We start from the raw sequence: 14,367 nt of genomic DNA on the forward strand, positions 1-14,367 counted from the left end.
ACGCACCGCCCGGGTGCGAAGGCGCGTGCAGCCGGGCCCGCGCCGCGTCAGAGTGGTGGCTGATATGGCACCTCTCCGCACGCGCTGTGCTGCCGTCGCCCTGGGCCTCGCCACCCTGCTGCTCTCGGCCTGCGGACCGGCCGAGGAGCTCGTCCTCAAGGAGGGGCAGACCATCAACGGCCTGCGCTACTGCGCCTACGGCTGTCCCCTGGACACCTTCTGCGCGGAGCTCTTCCTCAAGGACACGGGGCGCTCGCCGCCCATCTGCGTGCCCCTGGAGATCTGCGACCGCTTCACCTGCGACAACGGCGGGGAGTGCCGCATCTTCGACACCTTCCCCGCCGAGGTGCGCTGCTCCGGGTAGCTAGCGCCGGCTCGCCACGGAGAGGCGCGCGAGCCGCTCCGCCGCGCTGCGCGTCTCCGGCGTGGTGAGCAGCGCGTCCACGCTCTGGGAGATGCGGTACGCCCAGTTGCTGTCGCTCATGCTGCCCGGCAGGTTGATGCGCTCGCGCGTGCCCAGCACGTCCTGCCAGGGCAGCACGCACAGGTCGCTTCCGGACTGCAGCGCCGCCGCGAGCAGGGCCTGGTGGATGGCGGGCGTGCACTTCTGCTCCACCTTCACCCCCTCGAACTCGGGGAAGGCGCGCGCCATCTCGCGCCGCTCCTCGTCCGTGGCCGCCTCCCACCACTCCACCACCGGCTCGGTGTCGTGGGTGCCGGTGGTGGCCAGGGAGCTGGCGGGGTAGGCGTGCGGGTCGCGGTACTTGGCGCCATCGCGCTCCCAGCGCATCACCCGGTAGCCCGGCAGTCCGAGGCGCCCGAGCACCTCGCGCACGAAGGGCGGGATGACCCCCAGGTCCTCGGCCACGATCCCCGCGCCCTCGCTCAGCAGCCGGAAGTGGCGCTCGCCGTACGCGCGCTGCGTGGGCTCGTCCTCGGGCAGGAAGCGCCCCTTGGGCGTGCGCTCGTCGCGGATCCACTGCCGGAAGTAGCCCACCGCGTGGTCCACGCGCCGCAGGTCGTAGTAGCTCGCCGCCTTCGCCGCGCGCTTCTTCAGCCACGCGTAGTCGTCCTTCTGCATCCGGGCGAAGTCGAAGTAGGGCAGGCCCCAGTCCTGGCCCGTGGCGCTGAAGTCGTCCGGGGGCACGCCCAGGCGCGCGTCGCGCCGCAGGATGTCCGGGTGCGCCCACACGTCCGCGCTGTCCTGGCCGATGATGAAGGGCTCGTCGCCGCACAGGAGGATGCCGCGCGCGCGGGCCTGGGCGCGCGCCGCGTCCCACTGCAGCTCCGCCTCCCACTGCAGCCAGGCGTGGTAGCGCACCCGGCGCTCCAGGCGCCGCCCGGCCTCGGCGAGCGCCTCGGGCCGGCGCGCGCGCAGCGCCTCCGGCCACTCCCACCAGGCCCGCTGCTGCTGCTCCTCGCTGAGCGCGCTGAACAGCGCGTAGCTCGCGAGCCACTCGCCCTGCTCCGCGCGCCAGCGCTCGAAGGCGCGCGCGCGGAAGCTCTTCGTGCTCCACTCCTGCGCGTCGAAGTGCTCGAAGGCGCGCGCGAAGGCCCCGTTCTTGAGCGGGAACACCAGGTCGTAGCGCACGCGCGGCGCGCTGCGGGCCTCCTCCAGGCGCGCGCGCTCCGAGTCGTCCAGCGCCCGCTCGCCGCCGGTGGCGTGGAAGTCCGGCAGCTGCTCCAGGTCGATGAACAGCGCGTTGAGCCCGAAGGCCGAGCGCGTGGCGTAGGGGCTGGGGTCGCCGGGCGCCGTGGGCAGCAGGGGCAGCAGCATCAGGAGCCGCTGGCGACCCGCCTGCATCCAGCGGAACAGGCCGTCGAGCGCGCCGAAGTCGCCGATGCCGAAGTCGGTGCGGCTGCGGAGCGAGAACTGGGGGAGGAGCAGACCGGAGAGCCGGCCGAAGGAGGGCATGGGGCCAATCTGTACCAGCCCTGTGGAGCTGGGAACTGGGGGGGTGTGCGGCTGGACACTGCAGCGGGCCGGCAGGCGGGCGCCATTGCTCGGCCGGCCAGGGAGGGCAACGTTGAACAGGCCCCGTGTCCCCGCGCTCCTCCCAGAACGTCCTGCCCGAGTCCTTCTACGCGCGCGATGCGCTCACCGTGGCGCGCGAGCTGCTGGGCACGCACCTGGTCCTGGAGGGCTCCGGGTCCCCGGGCGCCCCGCGCAAGGTGGGGCGCATCGTGGAGACGGAGGCCTACGTGGGCGAGCATGACCTCGCCTGCCACGCCGCGAAGGGGCGCACGAAGCGAACCGAGGTCCTCTACGGCCCGCCCGGCCGCGCCTACGTCTACCTCATCTACGGCATGTACCACTGCTTCAACGCCGTCACGGGCCCCGAGGGCTACGCCGCCGCGGTGCTCGTGCGCGCGCTCGAGCCGCTCGAGGGCTTTGCTCCCGGCGCCCGCACGGACGGCCCCGGGCGCCTGTGCCGCAGCATGGGGCTGGACCTCTCCCACAACCGGCTCGGCCTGCTCGGCCCCCCGCTGTACCTGCTGAAGGGCGATCCCGTCCGAGAGTCCGGGGTCGAGCGGGGCCCTCGCGTGGGAGTGGACTATGCGGGCGCGTGGGCCGCCGAGCCGTACCGGCTCTGGATTCGCGGCAATGTTCACGTGAGCAAGGCGCCCTCCGGACGCCGCGCAAAGCGTCCTTGACGGCTCACACCGCGGCTGGGAGCTTGGACGCCAGATGTCCGACCTACACAAAGAGATGGGCGAGCTGCTCGCCCCGCCCGGCGCAGACGGGAATCCGGACGCAGACCCGGGGGCCGCCGACCGCCACCTGCTCGCGCGCGCCCAGGACGGCGACATGGCCGCCTTCGAGGCCCTGGTCGAGGGCCACAAGGACCGCGTCTTCGGCCTCGCCCTGCGCATGACGCGCTCGGAGGCGGACGCCGCCGAGATCACCCAGGAGACCTTCCTCTCCGCCTACCAGCACCTCAAGGACTTCCGGGGCGACGCCGCCTTCGGCTCCTGGGTGCACCGCATCGCGGCGAACCACGCCCTGATGCGCCTGCGCCACCGGCGCGTCGTCCAGGCCCACGAGGACGAGCTCAAGACCCCCGAGTTCACCGAGCGCGGCAGCCTCACCGGCTACCCCTCGAACGAGTGGAGCCGCGGCACCGAGGAGAAGGCCCTGGACGCCGAGCTGGGGCAGGCCATCCAGCAGGCGACCGACCACCTCCCCGAGGGCTACCGGGAGGTCTTCCTCTTGAAAGACGTGGAAGGGCTCAGCTACGAAGAAATTGCACAGGTGACCGGGAGCTCTATTCCCGCCATCAAGAGCCGGCTGCACCGCGCCCGGCTGGCCCTTCGGGAAGAGATCGACCGCTTCTACAGTGAGGCCTGAAAATATCGGGCTCGAAAGTGGCGCGTGCAGGACCCCGTGAAACGCTGAGGGGCTCGACGCATCAACCTGCACACACGGCAGACGGCAGCTGAGGTCTGGATGTACACCTGTAAAGACTCGATCAACTTGCTGCTCGACTACCTGGACGGCGAGATGCCGGCCGAGGAGGAGCGCCACCTCCAGGAGCACCTGTCCGGCTGCCCGCCCTGTGTGGACTTCCTGCGCAGCTACCGGGCCACCCCCGGGCTCTGCAAGAAGGCGCTCGCCCGCAAGATGCCTGCCGAGGTGTCGGCCAAGCTGACCGAGTTCCTGCGCGCCAAGTGCAAGCCGTCCGGGACCTCGGGCACCTCCGGAACCTGAGCCCGGAACCTGAGCGCGGGCGCTCCGGCGCCCCTGACGCGGCGGGCGCAAAGCCTGTAGAAGGCTCCCCGTGAGCCTCGCCCCCGCCGCCCCCCTCAACCTCAAGTCCCTCTCGCTGCCGGAGCTGGAGGCCGCGCTGCAGCCGCTCGCGCCCACGCGCACGGCGGTGGCCAAGGTCTTCGCCCGGGTGTTCGCCCACGGCGCCGCGGACGTGGAGGCGGTGGCCACCGCGCCCCAGGTGCCCAAGCGCGTGGCGGACCACCTGCGCGCCCACGCCGAGCTGCCCTCCTTGCGCATCGTGGAGCGCCGCCGCGCCGAGGACGGCTTCGTGAAGTACCTCTTCGAGAGCCCCCTGGGCGGGCGCGTGGAGGCGGTGCGCATCCCGCTCTTCGTGCCCGGGACGGAGGAGAAGTACGTGGTGTGCATCAGCAGCCAGGTGGGCTGCGCGCTCGCCTGCGACTTCTGCATGACGGGCAAGCTCGGCTTCCAGCGCAACCTGCGCACCTGGGAGATCGTGGACCAGGTGATGCAGGTGCGCGCCGAGGCGGACCGCCCCGTGCGCGGCGCGGTCTTCATGGGCATGGGCGAGCCCCTGCTCAACTACACCGAGACGCTGCGCGCGGCGCGCATCCTCTGCCACCCGGCGGGGCTCGCCATCAGCGGCAAGGCCATCACCTTCTCCACCGCCGGCGTGGTGCCCGCCATCCGCCGCTACACCCGCGAGGAGCAGCCCTTCCGCCTCGCCTTCAGCCTCACCAGCGCGATCCCGGAGAAGCGCGTGCAGGTGCTGCCCATCGAGCGCACCCATCCGCTGCCCGAGCTCATCGCCGCGATTCGCGAGTACGCGCTCGCCCGCAAGGAGCGCGCGATGGTGGCCTACGTGGCCATCCGCGGCTTCAACACGGGGCTCGAGGACGCGCTCGCGCTCAAGGCCGCCTTCGAGGGCATCCCCATCAAGCTGGACCTCATCGACGTGACCGACCCCACCGGCAAGTACCTGCCGCCCACGCCCGAGGAGCTCAGCCGCTTCCGCGACCACCTGCAGTGCCTCGGCGCGCCCATCGCGCGGCGCTACTCGGGCGGCAAGGACATCGGCGCGGCCTGCGGCACGCTCGAGGCGAGCCAGCGCGGCGGCACCCTGTTCGAGCCCGCGGCATGACCGACGTCCAGCTCGTCCTCGTCACCTGCCCGAACACGGACGTCGCCGCCTCGCTCGCGCGCACGCTCGTGGAAGAGGACCTCGCGGCCTGCGGCAACATCGTCCCCGGGCTGCGCTCCATCTACCGCTGGCAGGGGAGGGTGGAGGACGAGGCCGAAGTCCTGCTCCTCCTCAAGAGCACGCGCGAGCGCTTCGAGCGGCTGCGCGCGCGCGTCGTCGCGCTGCACCCGTACGAAGTCCCCGAGGTGCTCGCGCTCGCGGTGGAGGCGGGCCACGCGCCCTACCTCGCGTGGGTAGCGGGCGCGCGCTGAGGCGCACACGCGTGCCCACACGGGGAAGCGAAGTCGCTCGGGTGATGTGAATCCCGCGACCCTTTCTCCGTCTGAGAGGACATGCGCCCTCTCCTCCTGAAGAGCTCCCTCGTCGCCCTGATGTTCCTCTCCACCGCGGCCTCGGCCTCGCAGCCCCGCGAGCTGCCCCAGGACCGCCACGAGCTGCGCCAGGACGGGCGCGAGCTGCGCGACGACCGGCGCGACCGCGCCGAGGCCGCGACCCTGCTGCGCCGCTACGACGCCGCGCTCGCCCGCGGTGAGCGCGGCCAGCTCCTCTCGCTCGAGCGCGAGGCGCTGCGCCAGATGGACCGCGAGCTCGCCGAGGGCTTCCGCGAGCTGCGCGACGAGCGCCGGGAGGTCGTGCGCTCCGAGCGCGAGCTGCAGGGGGACCGCCGCGGCCTGCCTCCCGCGCGCGCCGAGTCCCGCCGGGATGATCGCCGCGACCTGCGCGACGACCAGCGCGACGCGCGCGTGGAGAGCGCGGACCTGCGCCGCGTGCGCGCCCTCCGCCAGGACTTCGCCGCGCTGAGCGGGCGCCTGGGCCGCGGCGCGCTGCGCGAGAAGCGCTCGCTGCTCGCGGACTTCTCCGCCCGCGCCCACTGGGAGGTCGCCCAGAGCCTGCGCGAGCGGCGCGAGGACGGGCGCGAGCGCCGCGAGGACCTGCGCCAGGCGCACCGCTAGTCCACTGCTGGTCAGGTGGGCTTGTGGCCGGGCCCACCCGCCCCCACCTTCGCCCACGGGCGCACGCCGCGCCCGCGGGCGAAGAGCTTCTTCAGGGTGGGTTCGATGGAACGCGAAGTGTGGCCGGGCAAGCCGTTTCCCCGGGGGGCGACGTACGACGGCATGGGGGTGAACTTCGCCGTCTTCTCGCAGGTGGCCTCCAAAATCGAGGTCTGCCTCTTCGACCCCCAGGATCCCACCCGGGAGCTCGAGCGCATCGCCCTGCCCGAGGTGACCGACTTCGTGTGGCACGGCTACGTGCCGGGCCTCGCCCCGGGCCAGCTCTACGGCCTGCGCGTGCACGGCCCCTACGAGCCGCAGAATGGCCACCGCTGCAACCCCCACAAGCTGCTGGTGGACCCCTACGCCAAGGCCCTGCACGGCGAGCCGGACTGGAAGCAGCCCGTGTTCGGCTACACCCTGGGGCACAAGGACCAGGACCTCGCCCGCGACGAGCAGGACAGCGCGGCGGGCGTGCCCAAGAGCGTGGTGGTGAGTGACTTCTTCGACTGGGGCAACGACCGCCGCCCGGACGTGCCCTGGCGCAAGAGCGTCATCTACGAGATGCACGTGAAGGGCTTCACCAAGCTGCACCCCGCCGTGCCCGAGGCGCTGCGCGGCACCTACGCGGGGCTCGCCCACCCGGCCGCGCTCGAGCACCTCAAGAGCCTGGGCGTCACCGCCGTGGAGCTGCTGCCCGTGCACGAGAGCGCGGACGACTCCTTCCTCGGGGACAAGGGGCTGCAGAACTACTGGGGCTACAGCACCCTGGGCTACTTCGCCCCCGAGCAGCGCTACGCGAGCAACCGCACCCCGGGCGCGCAGGTGAACGAGTTCAAGTTCATGGTGAAGGCCCTGCACGCGGCCGGCATCGAGGTCATCCTCGACGTGGTCTACAACCACACCTGCGAGGGCAACCACCTGGGGCCCACGCTCTGCCTCAAGGGCGTGGACAACGCGAGCTACTACTGGCTCATGCCCGAGAAGCGCCACTACCTGGACTTCACCGGCTGCGGCAACAGCCTCAACGCGAGCAAGCCCGAGGCCGCGCGCCTCATCGTGGACAGCCTGCGCTACTGGGTGCAGGAGATGCACGTGGACGGCTTCCGCTTCGACCTCGCCACCACCCTGGGCCGCACGGGGGAGGGCGGCTTCGACCGCAGCGCCGCCTTCTTCCAGGTCATCGCCCAGGACCCGGTGCTCAGCCGCGTGAAGCTCATCGCCGAGCCCTGGGACGTGGGCCTCGGCGGCTACCAGGTGGGCGCCTTCCCCGCGCCCTGGCGCGAGTGGAACGGCAAGTACCGCGACGCCATCCGCAAGTACTGGAAGGGGGACGAGAACCAGGCCGCCGAGATGGGCTACCGCCTCACCGGCAACGCGGACCTCTACGAGGGCGCGCGCCGCCGCGTGCAGGCCAGCATCAACTTCGTCACCGCGCACGACGGCTTCACCCTGCACGACCTCGTCACCTACAGCCACAAGCACAACGAGGCCAACGGCGAGCACAACCGCGACGGCGCGGACGACAACCAGGCCTGGAACTGCGGCGTGGAGGGCGAGACGGACGACGCCAACGTCGTCGCCCTGCGCGAGCGCCAGAAGCGCAACCTCCTCACCACGCTGCTGGTGAGCCAGGGCGTGCCCATGCTCGTCGCCGGCGACGAGATGGGCCGCACCCAGGGCGGCAACAACAACGCCTACTGCCAGGACAACGAGATCTCCTGGGTGGACTGGAACCTGGACGAGCGCCGCCAGGCGCTGCTGGACTTCACCCGCCGCCTCATCCGCCTGCGCGACGGGCAGCCCGTGCTGCAGCGCCGCCGCTTCTTCAAGGGCGCGCACCTGTGGGACAGCGAGTACAAGGACCTCGAGTGGTTCCGTCCGGACGGCACCCAGATGGCCCCCGAGGACTGGCAGAAGCCCTTCGTCCGCTCGCTCTCGTTCCTGCTCGGCGGTGACGCCATCCCCACCGCGGACGAGCGCGGCCAGCGCGTGAAGGGCGATGCGCTGCTCGTGCTGCTCAACGCCCACCACGAACCGGTGCGCTTCGCCCTGCCGCCCCCCGCCGAGGGCGAGCAGTGGGTGCTGGAGATCGACACCGCGGACGACCGCAAGAGCGGCGAGCCCATCGCGGGCGCCCTCGAGCTCACCGGCCGCAGCATGGCGGTGCTGCGCGGCGCGCGCCTGTAGCCCGAACGTGTCCTCCCTCTCCCCCTGGGAGAGGGAAGGGCGCGATGCCGTGCATCTGTCGCGCGGTCGCAAGCCCTGACACAGGACCCTTGCTCCGCGACCCCGCGCTCCCGGAGGCTCCGCACATGAAGATGGTGAAGGAGTTCCGCGAGTTCGCGGTGAAGGGCAACGCGCTGCAGCTCGCAGTGGCGGTGGTCATCGGCAACGCCTTCACGCGCATCGTGACGGCAGTGGTGGACGACCTGCTCATGCCGCTGCTCAACGCCGTGCTGCCTGGCGGCGAGTGGCGCGCGTGGACGGTGTCCCCGCTCAAGCTGCAGCTCGGGCACCTGCTCGGCGCCATCGTGGACTTCCTGCTCATCGCGCTGGTGCTCTTCCTGCTGGTGAAGAAGGTGCTCGAGCGCTTCGCGCGCGCGGAGCCCGCGCCTGTGGCCGTCCCCTCCACGCGCGCCTGTCCCGAGTGCCTCGAGCCGGTGCCGCTCGCCGCCCGCCGCTGCCGCGCCTGCACCAGCCCCCTGCCTACGGTATGAGGCGTACTCGCTCCCCATGATCGAGCAACTCGACCACTTCATGTCCTCGGTGGGCCCCTTCGCCTACCTCGTGCTCGCCCTCGCCGCGATGCTCGAGTACGTGGTGCCCCCCTTCCCGGGCGACTCGGTGGTGCTGCTGGGCGGCGTGTACGCGGTGCGCGGGGACCACCCCTGGTGGGGCGTGTTCCTCGCGGTGCTCGCCGGCAGCGCGCTGGGCCTGCTGTGCAACTACCGCATCGGCATCTGGCTCGCGCGCCGCTTCGACCGCGACCGCAGCCGCGCCTTCTTCGGCCTCACCCACGCGCAGCTCGAGTCCCTGCAGGACCGCATGCGGCTGCGCGGCGGCTGGCTGCTGCTGATCAACCGCTTCCTGCCCGGCATCCGGGGCGCGGTGTTCATCGCCGCGGGCGCCTCGCGCATGCCCATCCGGCGCTGCCTCGTGCTCGGCCTGCTCAGCGCCACCGCCCACACCGGCCTCGTGCTCTGGGCGGGCTATGCGGTGGGCGGCAACCTCGAGCGCCTCACCGCGCTCTTCAACCGCTACCAGCACTGGGTGCTCATCGCGGTGGCCGGGGTCGCGGTGTTCTTCGTCGCGCGCGCGCTCGTGCGCCGCAGCCGCGCCCGGCGGCAGGCCTCGTAGCCGCGGCCAGAGCAGGGGGACTGGAGCGGGACGGGGAGCGGGACTGCAGACAGCGGCGACCCCACGCTCCGGTTGCAAGGCAGCGCGGAAGCTCCCGAGAATCGCGGCGCCATGTTCCGCCTCGAGTCAGAGCAGCAGCTGCTGCAGGCCTTCCGCCCCCGCGACCGCCGCCACCTGGAGCCGCCGCGCGGCGTGAGCTACCCGCTCTACGTGCCGGACTACTTCGCGTGGACCGAGCGCTCCGGCTTCCACGTGAACCTCGTCTTCGCCCGGCCCGGCAGCCGGGAGCCCGTGGGCGTCGCGTTCAGCCGCGACAACCAGGCGGACAAGGGGCTCGCCACGCGCGTGTGCGACTGGTGCCACGCCTACGGCTCGTCCATGGACATCGGGATGCTCTGCGTGGACGTGAGCAGCAAGCACCGCGTGGGCGTGCTGCTCTGCCTGGACCTGCGCTGCAAGGAGAAGCTGGAGACCAGCGCGAACCTCGCGGGCAAGAGCCCCGTGCAGCTCTCGCACGCGCTGCTCGAGCGCATGCACCGCTTCGCCCGCGAGGCGCTGGGGCTGGGCGCCGCCTAGCCCAGGCGCGCCCAGAGCGCGTCGGGCGCCTCGGTGAAGCGCACGGCGGTGCGCCCGCGCAGGCTCAGGCGCGCATTGCCTGCGCGCGCCCAGCTCACCTGCCCGGCGAAGGGGAAGCGCTCGCCGTCCACCTCCAGCGTGCCGCTCAGCGGCGTGCCCTCGGCGAGCGCCGCGCTGCTCTCGAACGAGAGCCCGGCGGCGCTCACCTCCGCGGGGGCAGCAGGGAATCCGTCGAAACACACGGTGAGGCAGCGGCGCTGGCGGGGGGTGAAGTGCATGCGCGCCACAGTGACAGGCCTGTAGCACCGCGCCAGTTTCCGGCCGGGCGAGCGGGGTGCGACCTCAGGGGCAGCTCACCTCCTGCAGGTCGTGGCGGAACTGGGCCTGCACTCCTGGCTGGAGCGTCGCCTGTCCCTTATTGGGGCCCCCCAGCGCCTGCATCACGGCTCCCTGCACCTCGGAGATGGGGTTGCCCACCACGACGATCCGCACCGCCCCCGGGCCGCGGCTCGTGGCCAGCCGCAGGTGGCTGCCGTAGTAGTTCGTCCCGTCGTTGCGCTTCTTCTCGTACTTCCAGTCGGTGACGAAGACCTTCGTCTGTCCGGGCTGCAGCGAGATCGTCTCCGTGCCGAGGGCTCCATCCGGCCGGCCGATGGCGGCCCACATGGTGTCGGCGCGCTGGTACTCGAGCACGCAAGGGGCGGGGCCGGAGGGGGCCGCGGTCTTCTGCGCGAGCGCGCGGGGGAGCAGGGCGAGCGTGAGGGCAGCGGCGAGGACGAGGGGCAAGCGACGCATGGGAGGCGCTCCATCGGACCCCGCTTGCGCCCGGGCATCAGGCACGCGCGCGCGGGGCCCGGCGCTCCCGTGGCACCCGCGCCCGGAGCCCGCCATCGGCCTGCAGGGCACGCCCCACGGCCGTCCTGCTCGCCCTCCCGGCGACCTGGCGCACCCGATTGTCCCGCACCTATGCTCGCGCCCCATGCGCCACGCGATGCAGCGCCTGTGGGACGACGGCTTCCTCCTGCTCCTGCTCCTTCCGCTCCTCGGCCTGCTCGGGGGCGCGGCGGCGCTCGGGCTCGAGCTGCCCCTGCTGCGCCACACGGGGCTGTGGGTGCTGCTCCACGCGCCGGGCACCTGCGCCCTCGTCGCGCTCGTGGACCTCGGCCTGCTCGCCGCACTCGCGCTCGCGCAGCGCCGCGGCGAGCGCGCCGTGCGCGCCTTCGCGTGGGGGCTCTTCCTCGTGGGCGTGCTCGGCTACGTGCTCGTCACGCCGGCGCTCGCCTTCACCTGCTGCGTGGCGGCCGCCCACCTGCTGCGCCGGGGCCGTGCCGCGCGCAGTGCCTCGCCCGCCTCGCCCTAGTCCACCTCGGGGTCCAGCCACAGGCTCTCGAAGCGCACCTGCGGCGGCGTCTGGTGCAGGCGCAGGCCCTGGGTGGCCGCGGTGGCGAGCGCGTAGAGGCGCTCGTGGTACAGCGGCACCACGGGGCAGTCCTGGTGCAGGAGCTTCTCGGCGCGCCGGTACAGCTGGTAGCGCAGCTCCGGGTCCACGGACACGCGCGCCTCGCTCAGCAGCGCGTCCAGCTCCGCGTTGCGGTAGCCGAGCGGGTACACGGTCTGCGCGCTCGAGTGCAGCAGGAAGTAGAGGAAGGAGTCCGCGTCCAGGTAGTCGGCGATCCACCCGGCGCGCCACAGCCCGAGCCGCCCGCTGCGCTCGCGCTGGCGGTACTCCTCCGCGGGCAGCTCCACGTGGTCCAGCTCCACGAGCCGCGCCTCCACCAGCGGCGCGAACAGCACCGCGTCCTCGGCCCGCGTGTCGCGCCCCGCGGGGTAGTGCAGGGTCAGCTTGAGCGTGCGCACGCCCGCCTCGCGCAGCAGCCGCTCGCTCTGCGCCACGTCCGGGCGCGGCGATGCCGCGAGCCCCGTCTCACCCAGCAGCTGGGGCGGGGTGAGCGTGCGCGCGGTGCGCGCGCCGGAGTGGAAGCGCTCCACCGCTGCCTGCAGGTCCAGCCCCGCGCGCAGCGCCTGGCGCACGCGCGGGTCCTGGAAGCTCGGGTCCTTCAGGTTGAAGGCGAGGAACCAGGTGGAGGGCGCGGTGCTCGCCACCACCTGGTGGCCCTCGAGCCCGGGCGCCTCCACGTGCTCCGCGTACAGGTACGTCACCACGTCCAGGCGGCCGGCGCGCAGCGCGTCGATCGCCGCGGCGCGCGTGGGCAGCAGCTGCATCTGCACCCTGTCCACCAGCGGCAGGCCCGGCTCGTAGTACGTCGGGTTGCGCTCCAGCTCGATGCCGTCCGCCCCCAGGCGCACGAGCCGGAAGGGGCCGGTGCCCAGCAGCTGGCCGCGGCCGTCCAGCTTCGCCACCGCCATGGCCGGCAGCGTCACCAGGTGCAGGAAGAAGGCCTTGGGGGTCTCGAGGCGCACCTCGAGCGTGCTCTCGTCCAGCACCTCGAGGCCGCTCACCTCGCGCGCTTGCCCTGAGCTGAAGGCCGCCGCGCCCTCCACCTCCTTGAGGATCCACGCGTCCGGGCTGTGCACGGCCGGGTCCAGCAGGCGCTCGAAGTGGCGCTTCACGTCGCGCGCGGTGAGGGGACTGCCGTCGGTGAAGCTCACCCCGCGCCGCAGGTGGAAGCGGTAGCGGCGCGCCGTGGGGTCCGCCTCCCAGCGCTCGGCCAGGTCCGGCGCGAGGATGCCGTCCTCCAGCCGCAGGAGCGTGCCGTAGAGGCACGCGGCCACCTCCACCAGCTGGTTGGCCACCGTGAAGAGCGGGTCCAGCCCGTGCACCGCGTCCAGCTCCGCCGCCTGGTGGATGCCCGCGCGCAGCGTGCCGCCCACCCGCGCCGTGGGCAGCTGGAAGCGGAACACCTCCTCCTCCAGGCTCTCCGCCTCGTGCCCCAGCTGCTCCACCGTGCGGCTCAGCCCGTCGCCCACCACCAGCACCCGGCGCGCGTCCTCGCGCACCTGCGCCACCTCCTCGCCGATGCTCGCGTCGCCCTGGGTGAGCACGCCGTGCGCGCCGCGGATCTCATCGATGGCGGCGGTGAGCCGCAGCACCGAGTCCGAGAGGTCGCGGCCCGTGCGCGCCTGGCCCTCCGCCTTCTGGCTCGCGCTCTGCGCGAGCCGCGCCATCTCCTGCGTCTGGCGCACCAGCTCGCGCGCGTGCCCCGCCTGCTCCACCGCCGAGCGCGTCACGTCCGAGACCTGGCGCGCCACGCGCCGGCTCGCCTCGGACACCCCCGAGCCCTGCTCGTCCAGCCGCTGCGTCTCCGCCACCGTCGCCTCCACCGCGGCGAAGGTGCGCCGGGTGATGGTGCGGATCTCCTTCAGCGCACCGGCCGCGCGGTCTCCCAGCTGCACGCCCACCGTGGCCATCTCGCGCCCGTCGCTCACCAGCGCCACGGCCGTGTCCACCGCCTCGCGCACGCCGGTGACCATGCTGCCGATCTCGCGCGTGGAGCGCGCCGTCCTCTCGGCCAGGCCGCGGATCTCGTCCGCCACCACGCCGAAGGCCCGCCCGTGCTCGCCCGCCTGCGCCGCGATGATGGCGGCGTTGAGCGCGAGCAGGTTCGTCTGGTCCGCAATCTCCTGGATGACGTCCACGATGCGGCCGATCTCCGTGGAGCGCGTGCCCAGCGAGTCCACCAGCTCCGCCGCGCGGCGCACCGTCTCCTCCACGCGGTACATGCCCTGCACCGCGTCGCCCACCAGCGCCTCGCCGCGCTCGGCCGTCTCGGTCACGGCGACCGCCAGCTCGTTCGTCTCGGTCGCGCGGCGGCGCACGCTCTCGATGCCGCCCTCCACCGCGGCCACGTAGTCCTCGGCCTCCGAGGCGAAGCGCGCCAGCGCATCGCCCGAGGCCGCGATGTGCCCCACGCGCTCGGACATCAGCTGCACCAGGTCGCTCGTGCGGTGCGCGAAGCCGTCCAGCGTGCCCAGCGCGCTCGCCACCTGCTCGATGCGCTCGGTCATCTCCGCGAGCGCCGTCGTCGTGTCCTGCGCGAAGGTCTCCAGCTGCCCCACGCGCTTGCCCGCCGCCTGCAGGCTGTTGCCCATGTGGCCCACGCTCGAGAGCGTGCGGTCCACCGCGCCGCCCTGCCGCCGCGCCGCCTCCAGCAGCTGGCGCGCCTGCTCGCCCACCGCGTTGCAGGTGCGGTGCACGTTGCCCGTCACCCGCTGCACCTGCCCCAGAGCGCGCCGCAGGCTGAGGATGAGCCGGCGCACCTCCGCCTGGCCCTCGAAGTCGCCGCGCGCCGTCGTCGCCAGGTCTCCCTGCGCGAGCCGCGCCAGCACCCGCGCGCGGCTGCGCGAGCGCCGGCTGCTCCATCGGTACCAGAAGAAGTAGCCCGCGCTCAGGAAGAGCACGGGCGTGGCGAGCAGCATCGTGGCCCAGCCGCTGCCGGTGAGGGGCTGGCCGTTGAGCGCGTGGACCAGACCGCCGAGCAGCAGGCCCGCGACGAGCCCTCCGCCGAGGCCGAAGGCGAAGAGGTAGCCTTTGGTGTTCATGAACGTGCGGC

General features: G+C 72.9%; 16 protein-coding genes. 12 read left to right on the plus strand and 4 right to left on the minus strand.

What is annotated here, in order from left to right; translation table 11 throughout:
• The first annotated feature begins 64 nt into the window (after positions 1 to 64).
• Complete coding sequence (locus FGE12_RS27455) at positions 65 to 364, plus strand: hypothetical protein (protein WP_153869594.1); 300 nt, start codon at positions 65 to 67, stop codon at positions 362 to 364.
• Here the strand turns inward: FGE12_RS27455 and FGE12_RS27460 are convergent, their stop codons facing one another.
• Positions 365 to 1,915 carry a 4-alpha-glucanotransferase gene (locus FGE12_RS27460; protein WP_153869595.1) on the minus strand — a complete coding sequence of 517 codons (1,551 nt, stop codon included), beginning with the start codon at positions 1,913 to 1,915 and terminating at the stop codon, positions 365 to 367. It abuts the gene before it with no gap.
• Positions 1,916 to 2,040: 125 nt separating this feature from the next.
• Between FGE12_RS27460 and FGE12_RS27465 the strand changes: the two genes are divergently transcribed.
• From FGE12_RS27465 to FGE12_RS27510, 10 genes are all read left to right on the plus strand, one after another.
• Positions 2,041 to 2,655 carry a DNA-3-methyladenine glycosylase gene (locus FGE12_RS27465; protein WP_194798335.1) on the plus strand — a complete coding sequence of 205 codons (615 nt, stop codon included), beginning with the start codon at positions 2,041 to 2,043 and terminating at the stop codon, positions 2,653 to 2,655.
• Positions 2,656 to 2,689: 34 nt separating this feature from the next.
• On the plus strand, positions 2,690 to 3,349 hold the full coding sequence (locus FGE12_RS27470) for an RNA polymerase sigma factor (protein ID WP_228531156.1): 660 nt from the start codon (positions 2,690 to 2,692) through the stop codon (positions 3,347 to 3,349).
• 99 nt (positions 3,350 to 3,448) lie between these two features.
• Positions 3,449 to 3,709, plus strand: a complete 261-nt coding sequence (locus FGE12_RS27475; protein ID WP_153869596.1) for an anti-sigma factor — start codon at positions 3,449 to 3,451, stop codon at positions 3,707 to 3,709.
• A gap of 70 nt (positions 3,710 to 3,779) precedes the next feature.
• On the plus strand, positions 3,780 to 4,868 hold the full coding sequence (locus tag FGE12_RS27480; protein WP_194798336.1) for a radical SAM protein: 1,089 nt from the start codon (positions 3,780 to 3,782) through the stop codon (positions 4,866 to 4,868).
• Complete coding sequence (gene cutA, locus FGE12_RS27485) at positions 4,865 to 5,179, plus strand: divalent-cation tolerance protein CutA (RefSeq protein WP_153869597.1); 315 nt, start codon at positions 4,865 to 4,867, stop codon at positions 5,177 to 5,179. The genes FGE12_RS27480 and cutA overlap by 4 nt, the downstream gene beginning before the upstream one ends.
• A gap of 81 nt (positions 5,180 to 5,260) precedes the next feature.
• Entirely contained in the window at positions 5,261 to 5,881 is a 621-nt protein-coding gene (locus tag FGE12_RS27490; RefSeq protein WP_153869598.1) for a hypothetical protein, read from the plus strand.
• A 105-nt stretch (positions 5,882 to 5,986) separates the two neighbouring features.
• Positions 5,987 to 8,110: a glycogen debranching protein GlgX gene (gene glgX, locus FGE12_RS27495; RefSeq protein ID WP_153869599.1), complete on the plus strand. Its 2,124-nt coding sequence runs from the start codon at positions 5,987 to 5,989 to the stop codon at positions 8,108 to 8,110.
• A 125-nt stretch (positions 8,111 to 8,235) separates the two neighbouring features.
• Entirely contained in the window at positions 8,236 to 8,640 is a 405-nt protein-coding gene (gene mscL / locus FGE12_RS27500; protein WP_153869600.1) for a large conductance mechanosensitive channel protein MscL, read from the plus strand.
• 16 nt (positions 8,641 to 8,656) lie between these two features.
• Positions 8,657 to 9,280, plus strand: coding sequence for a DedA family protein (locus FGE12_RS27505; protein ID WP_153869601.1), 624 nt, complete (start codon positions 8,657 to 8,659; stop codon positions 9,278 to 9,280).
• A 111-nt stretch (positions 9,281 to 9,391) separates the two neighbouring features.
• Positions 9,392 to 9,856, plus strand: a complete 465-nt coding sequence (locus FGE12_RS27510) for an FBP domain-containing protein (protein WP_153869602.1) — start codon at positions 9,392 to 9,394, stop codon at positions 9,854 to 9,856.
• Here the strand turns inward: FGE12_RS27510 and FGE12_RS27515 are convergent.
• Entirely contained in the window at positions 9,853 to 10,134 is a 282-nt protein-coding gene (locus FGE12_RS27515; RefSeq protein ID WP_153869603.1) for a hypothetical protein, read from the minus strand. The two genes, FGE12_RS27510 and FGE12_RS27515, sit on opposite strands and share 4 nt — an antisense overlap.
• A gap of 64 nt (positions 10,135 to 10,198) precedes the next feature.
• Positions 10,199 to 10,651 (minus strand): hypothetical protein, encoded by a 453-nt coding sequence (locus FGE12_RS27520; RefSeq protein ID WP_153869604.1) that lies wholly within the window; start codon positions 10,649 to 10,651, stop codon positions 10,199 to 10,201.
• A gap of 184 nt (positions 10,652 to 10,835) precedes the next feature.
• Here FGE12_RS27520 and FGE12_RS27525 point away from each other — a divergent pair, with 184 nt between their 5' ends.
• Positions 10,836 to 11,216, plus strand: coding sequence for a hypothetical protein (locus FGE12_RS27525; RefSeq protein ID WP_153869605.1), 381 nt, complete (start codon positions 10,836 to 10,838; stop codon positions 11,214 to 11,216).
• Here the strand turns inward: FGE12_RS27525 and FGE12_RS27530 are convergent.
• Entirely contained in the window at positions 11,213 to 14,356 is a 3,144-nt protein-coding gene (locus FGE12_RS27530; protein ID WP_153869606.1) for an ABC transporter substrate-binding protein, read from the minus strand. The genes FGE12_RS27525 and FGE12_RS27530 overlap by 4 nt on opposite strands.
• Between the last annotated feature and the right edge of the window lie 11 nt (positions 14,357 to 14,367).

It is taken from the genome of Aggregicoccus sp. 17bor-14 (genome assembly GCF_009659535.1).
GTDB lineage: Bacteria > Myxococcota > Myxococcia > Myxococcales > Myxococcaceae > Aggregicoccus.

Coding starts and splice junctions, on each gene's coding strand:
- FGE12_RS27455 (WP_153869594.1), top strand. CDS start 65: ATGGCACCTCTCCGCACGCGCTGTGCTGCCGTCGCCCTGGGCCTCGCC.
- FGE12_RS27460 (WP_153869595.1), bottom strand. CDS start 1,915: ATGCCCTCCTTCGGCCGGCTCTCCGGTCTGCTCCTCCCCCAGTTCTCG.
- FGE12_RS27470 (WP_228531156.1), top strand. CDS start 2,690: ATGTCCGACCTACACAAAGAGATGGGCGAGCTGCTCGCCCCGCCCGGC.
- FGE12_RS27475 (WP_153869596.1), top strand. CDS start 3,449: ATGTACACCTGTAAAGACTCGATCAACTTGCTGCTCGACTACCTGGAC.
- cutA (WP_153869597.1), top strand. CDS start 4,865: ATGACCGACGTCCAGCTCGTCCTCGTCACCTGCCCGAACACGGACGTC.
- FGE12_RS27490 (WP_153869598.1), top strand. CDS start 5,261: ATGCGCCCTCTCCTCCTGAAGAGCTCCCTCGTCGCCCTGATGTTCCTC.
- glgX (WP_153869599.1), top strand. CDS start 5,987: ATGGAACGCGAAGTGTGGCCGGGCAAGCCGTTTCCCCGGGGGGCGACG.
- mscL (WP_153869600.1), top strand. CDS start 8,236: ATGAAGATGGTGAAGGAGTTCCGCGAGTTCGCGGTGAAGGGCAACGCG.
- FGE12_RS27505 (WP_153869601.1), top strand. CDS start 8,657: ATGATCGAGCAACTCGACCACTTCATGTCCTCGGTGGGCCCCTTCGCC.
- FGE12_RS27510 (WP_153869602.1), top strand. CDS start 9,392: ATGTTCCGCCTCGAGTCAGAGCAGCAGCTGCTGCAGGCCTTCCGCCCC.
- FGE12_RS27515 (WP_153869603.1), bottom strand. CDS start 10,134: ATGCACTTCACCCCCCGCCAGCGCCGCTGCCTCACCGTGTGTTTCGAC.
- FGE12_RS27520 (WP_153869604.1), bottom strand. CDS start 10,651: ATGCGTCGCTTGCCCCTCGTCCTCGCCGCTGCCCTCACGCTCGCCCTG.
- FGE12_RS27525 (WP_153869605.1), top strand. CDS start 10,836: ATGCGCCACGCGATGCAGCGCCTGTGGGACGACGGCTTCCTCCTGCTC.
- FGE12_RS27530 (WP_153869606.1), bottom strand. CDS start 14,356: ATGAACACCAAAGGCTACCTCTTCGCCTTCGGCCTCGGCGGAGGGCTC.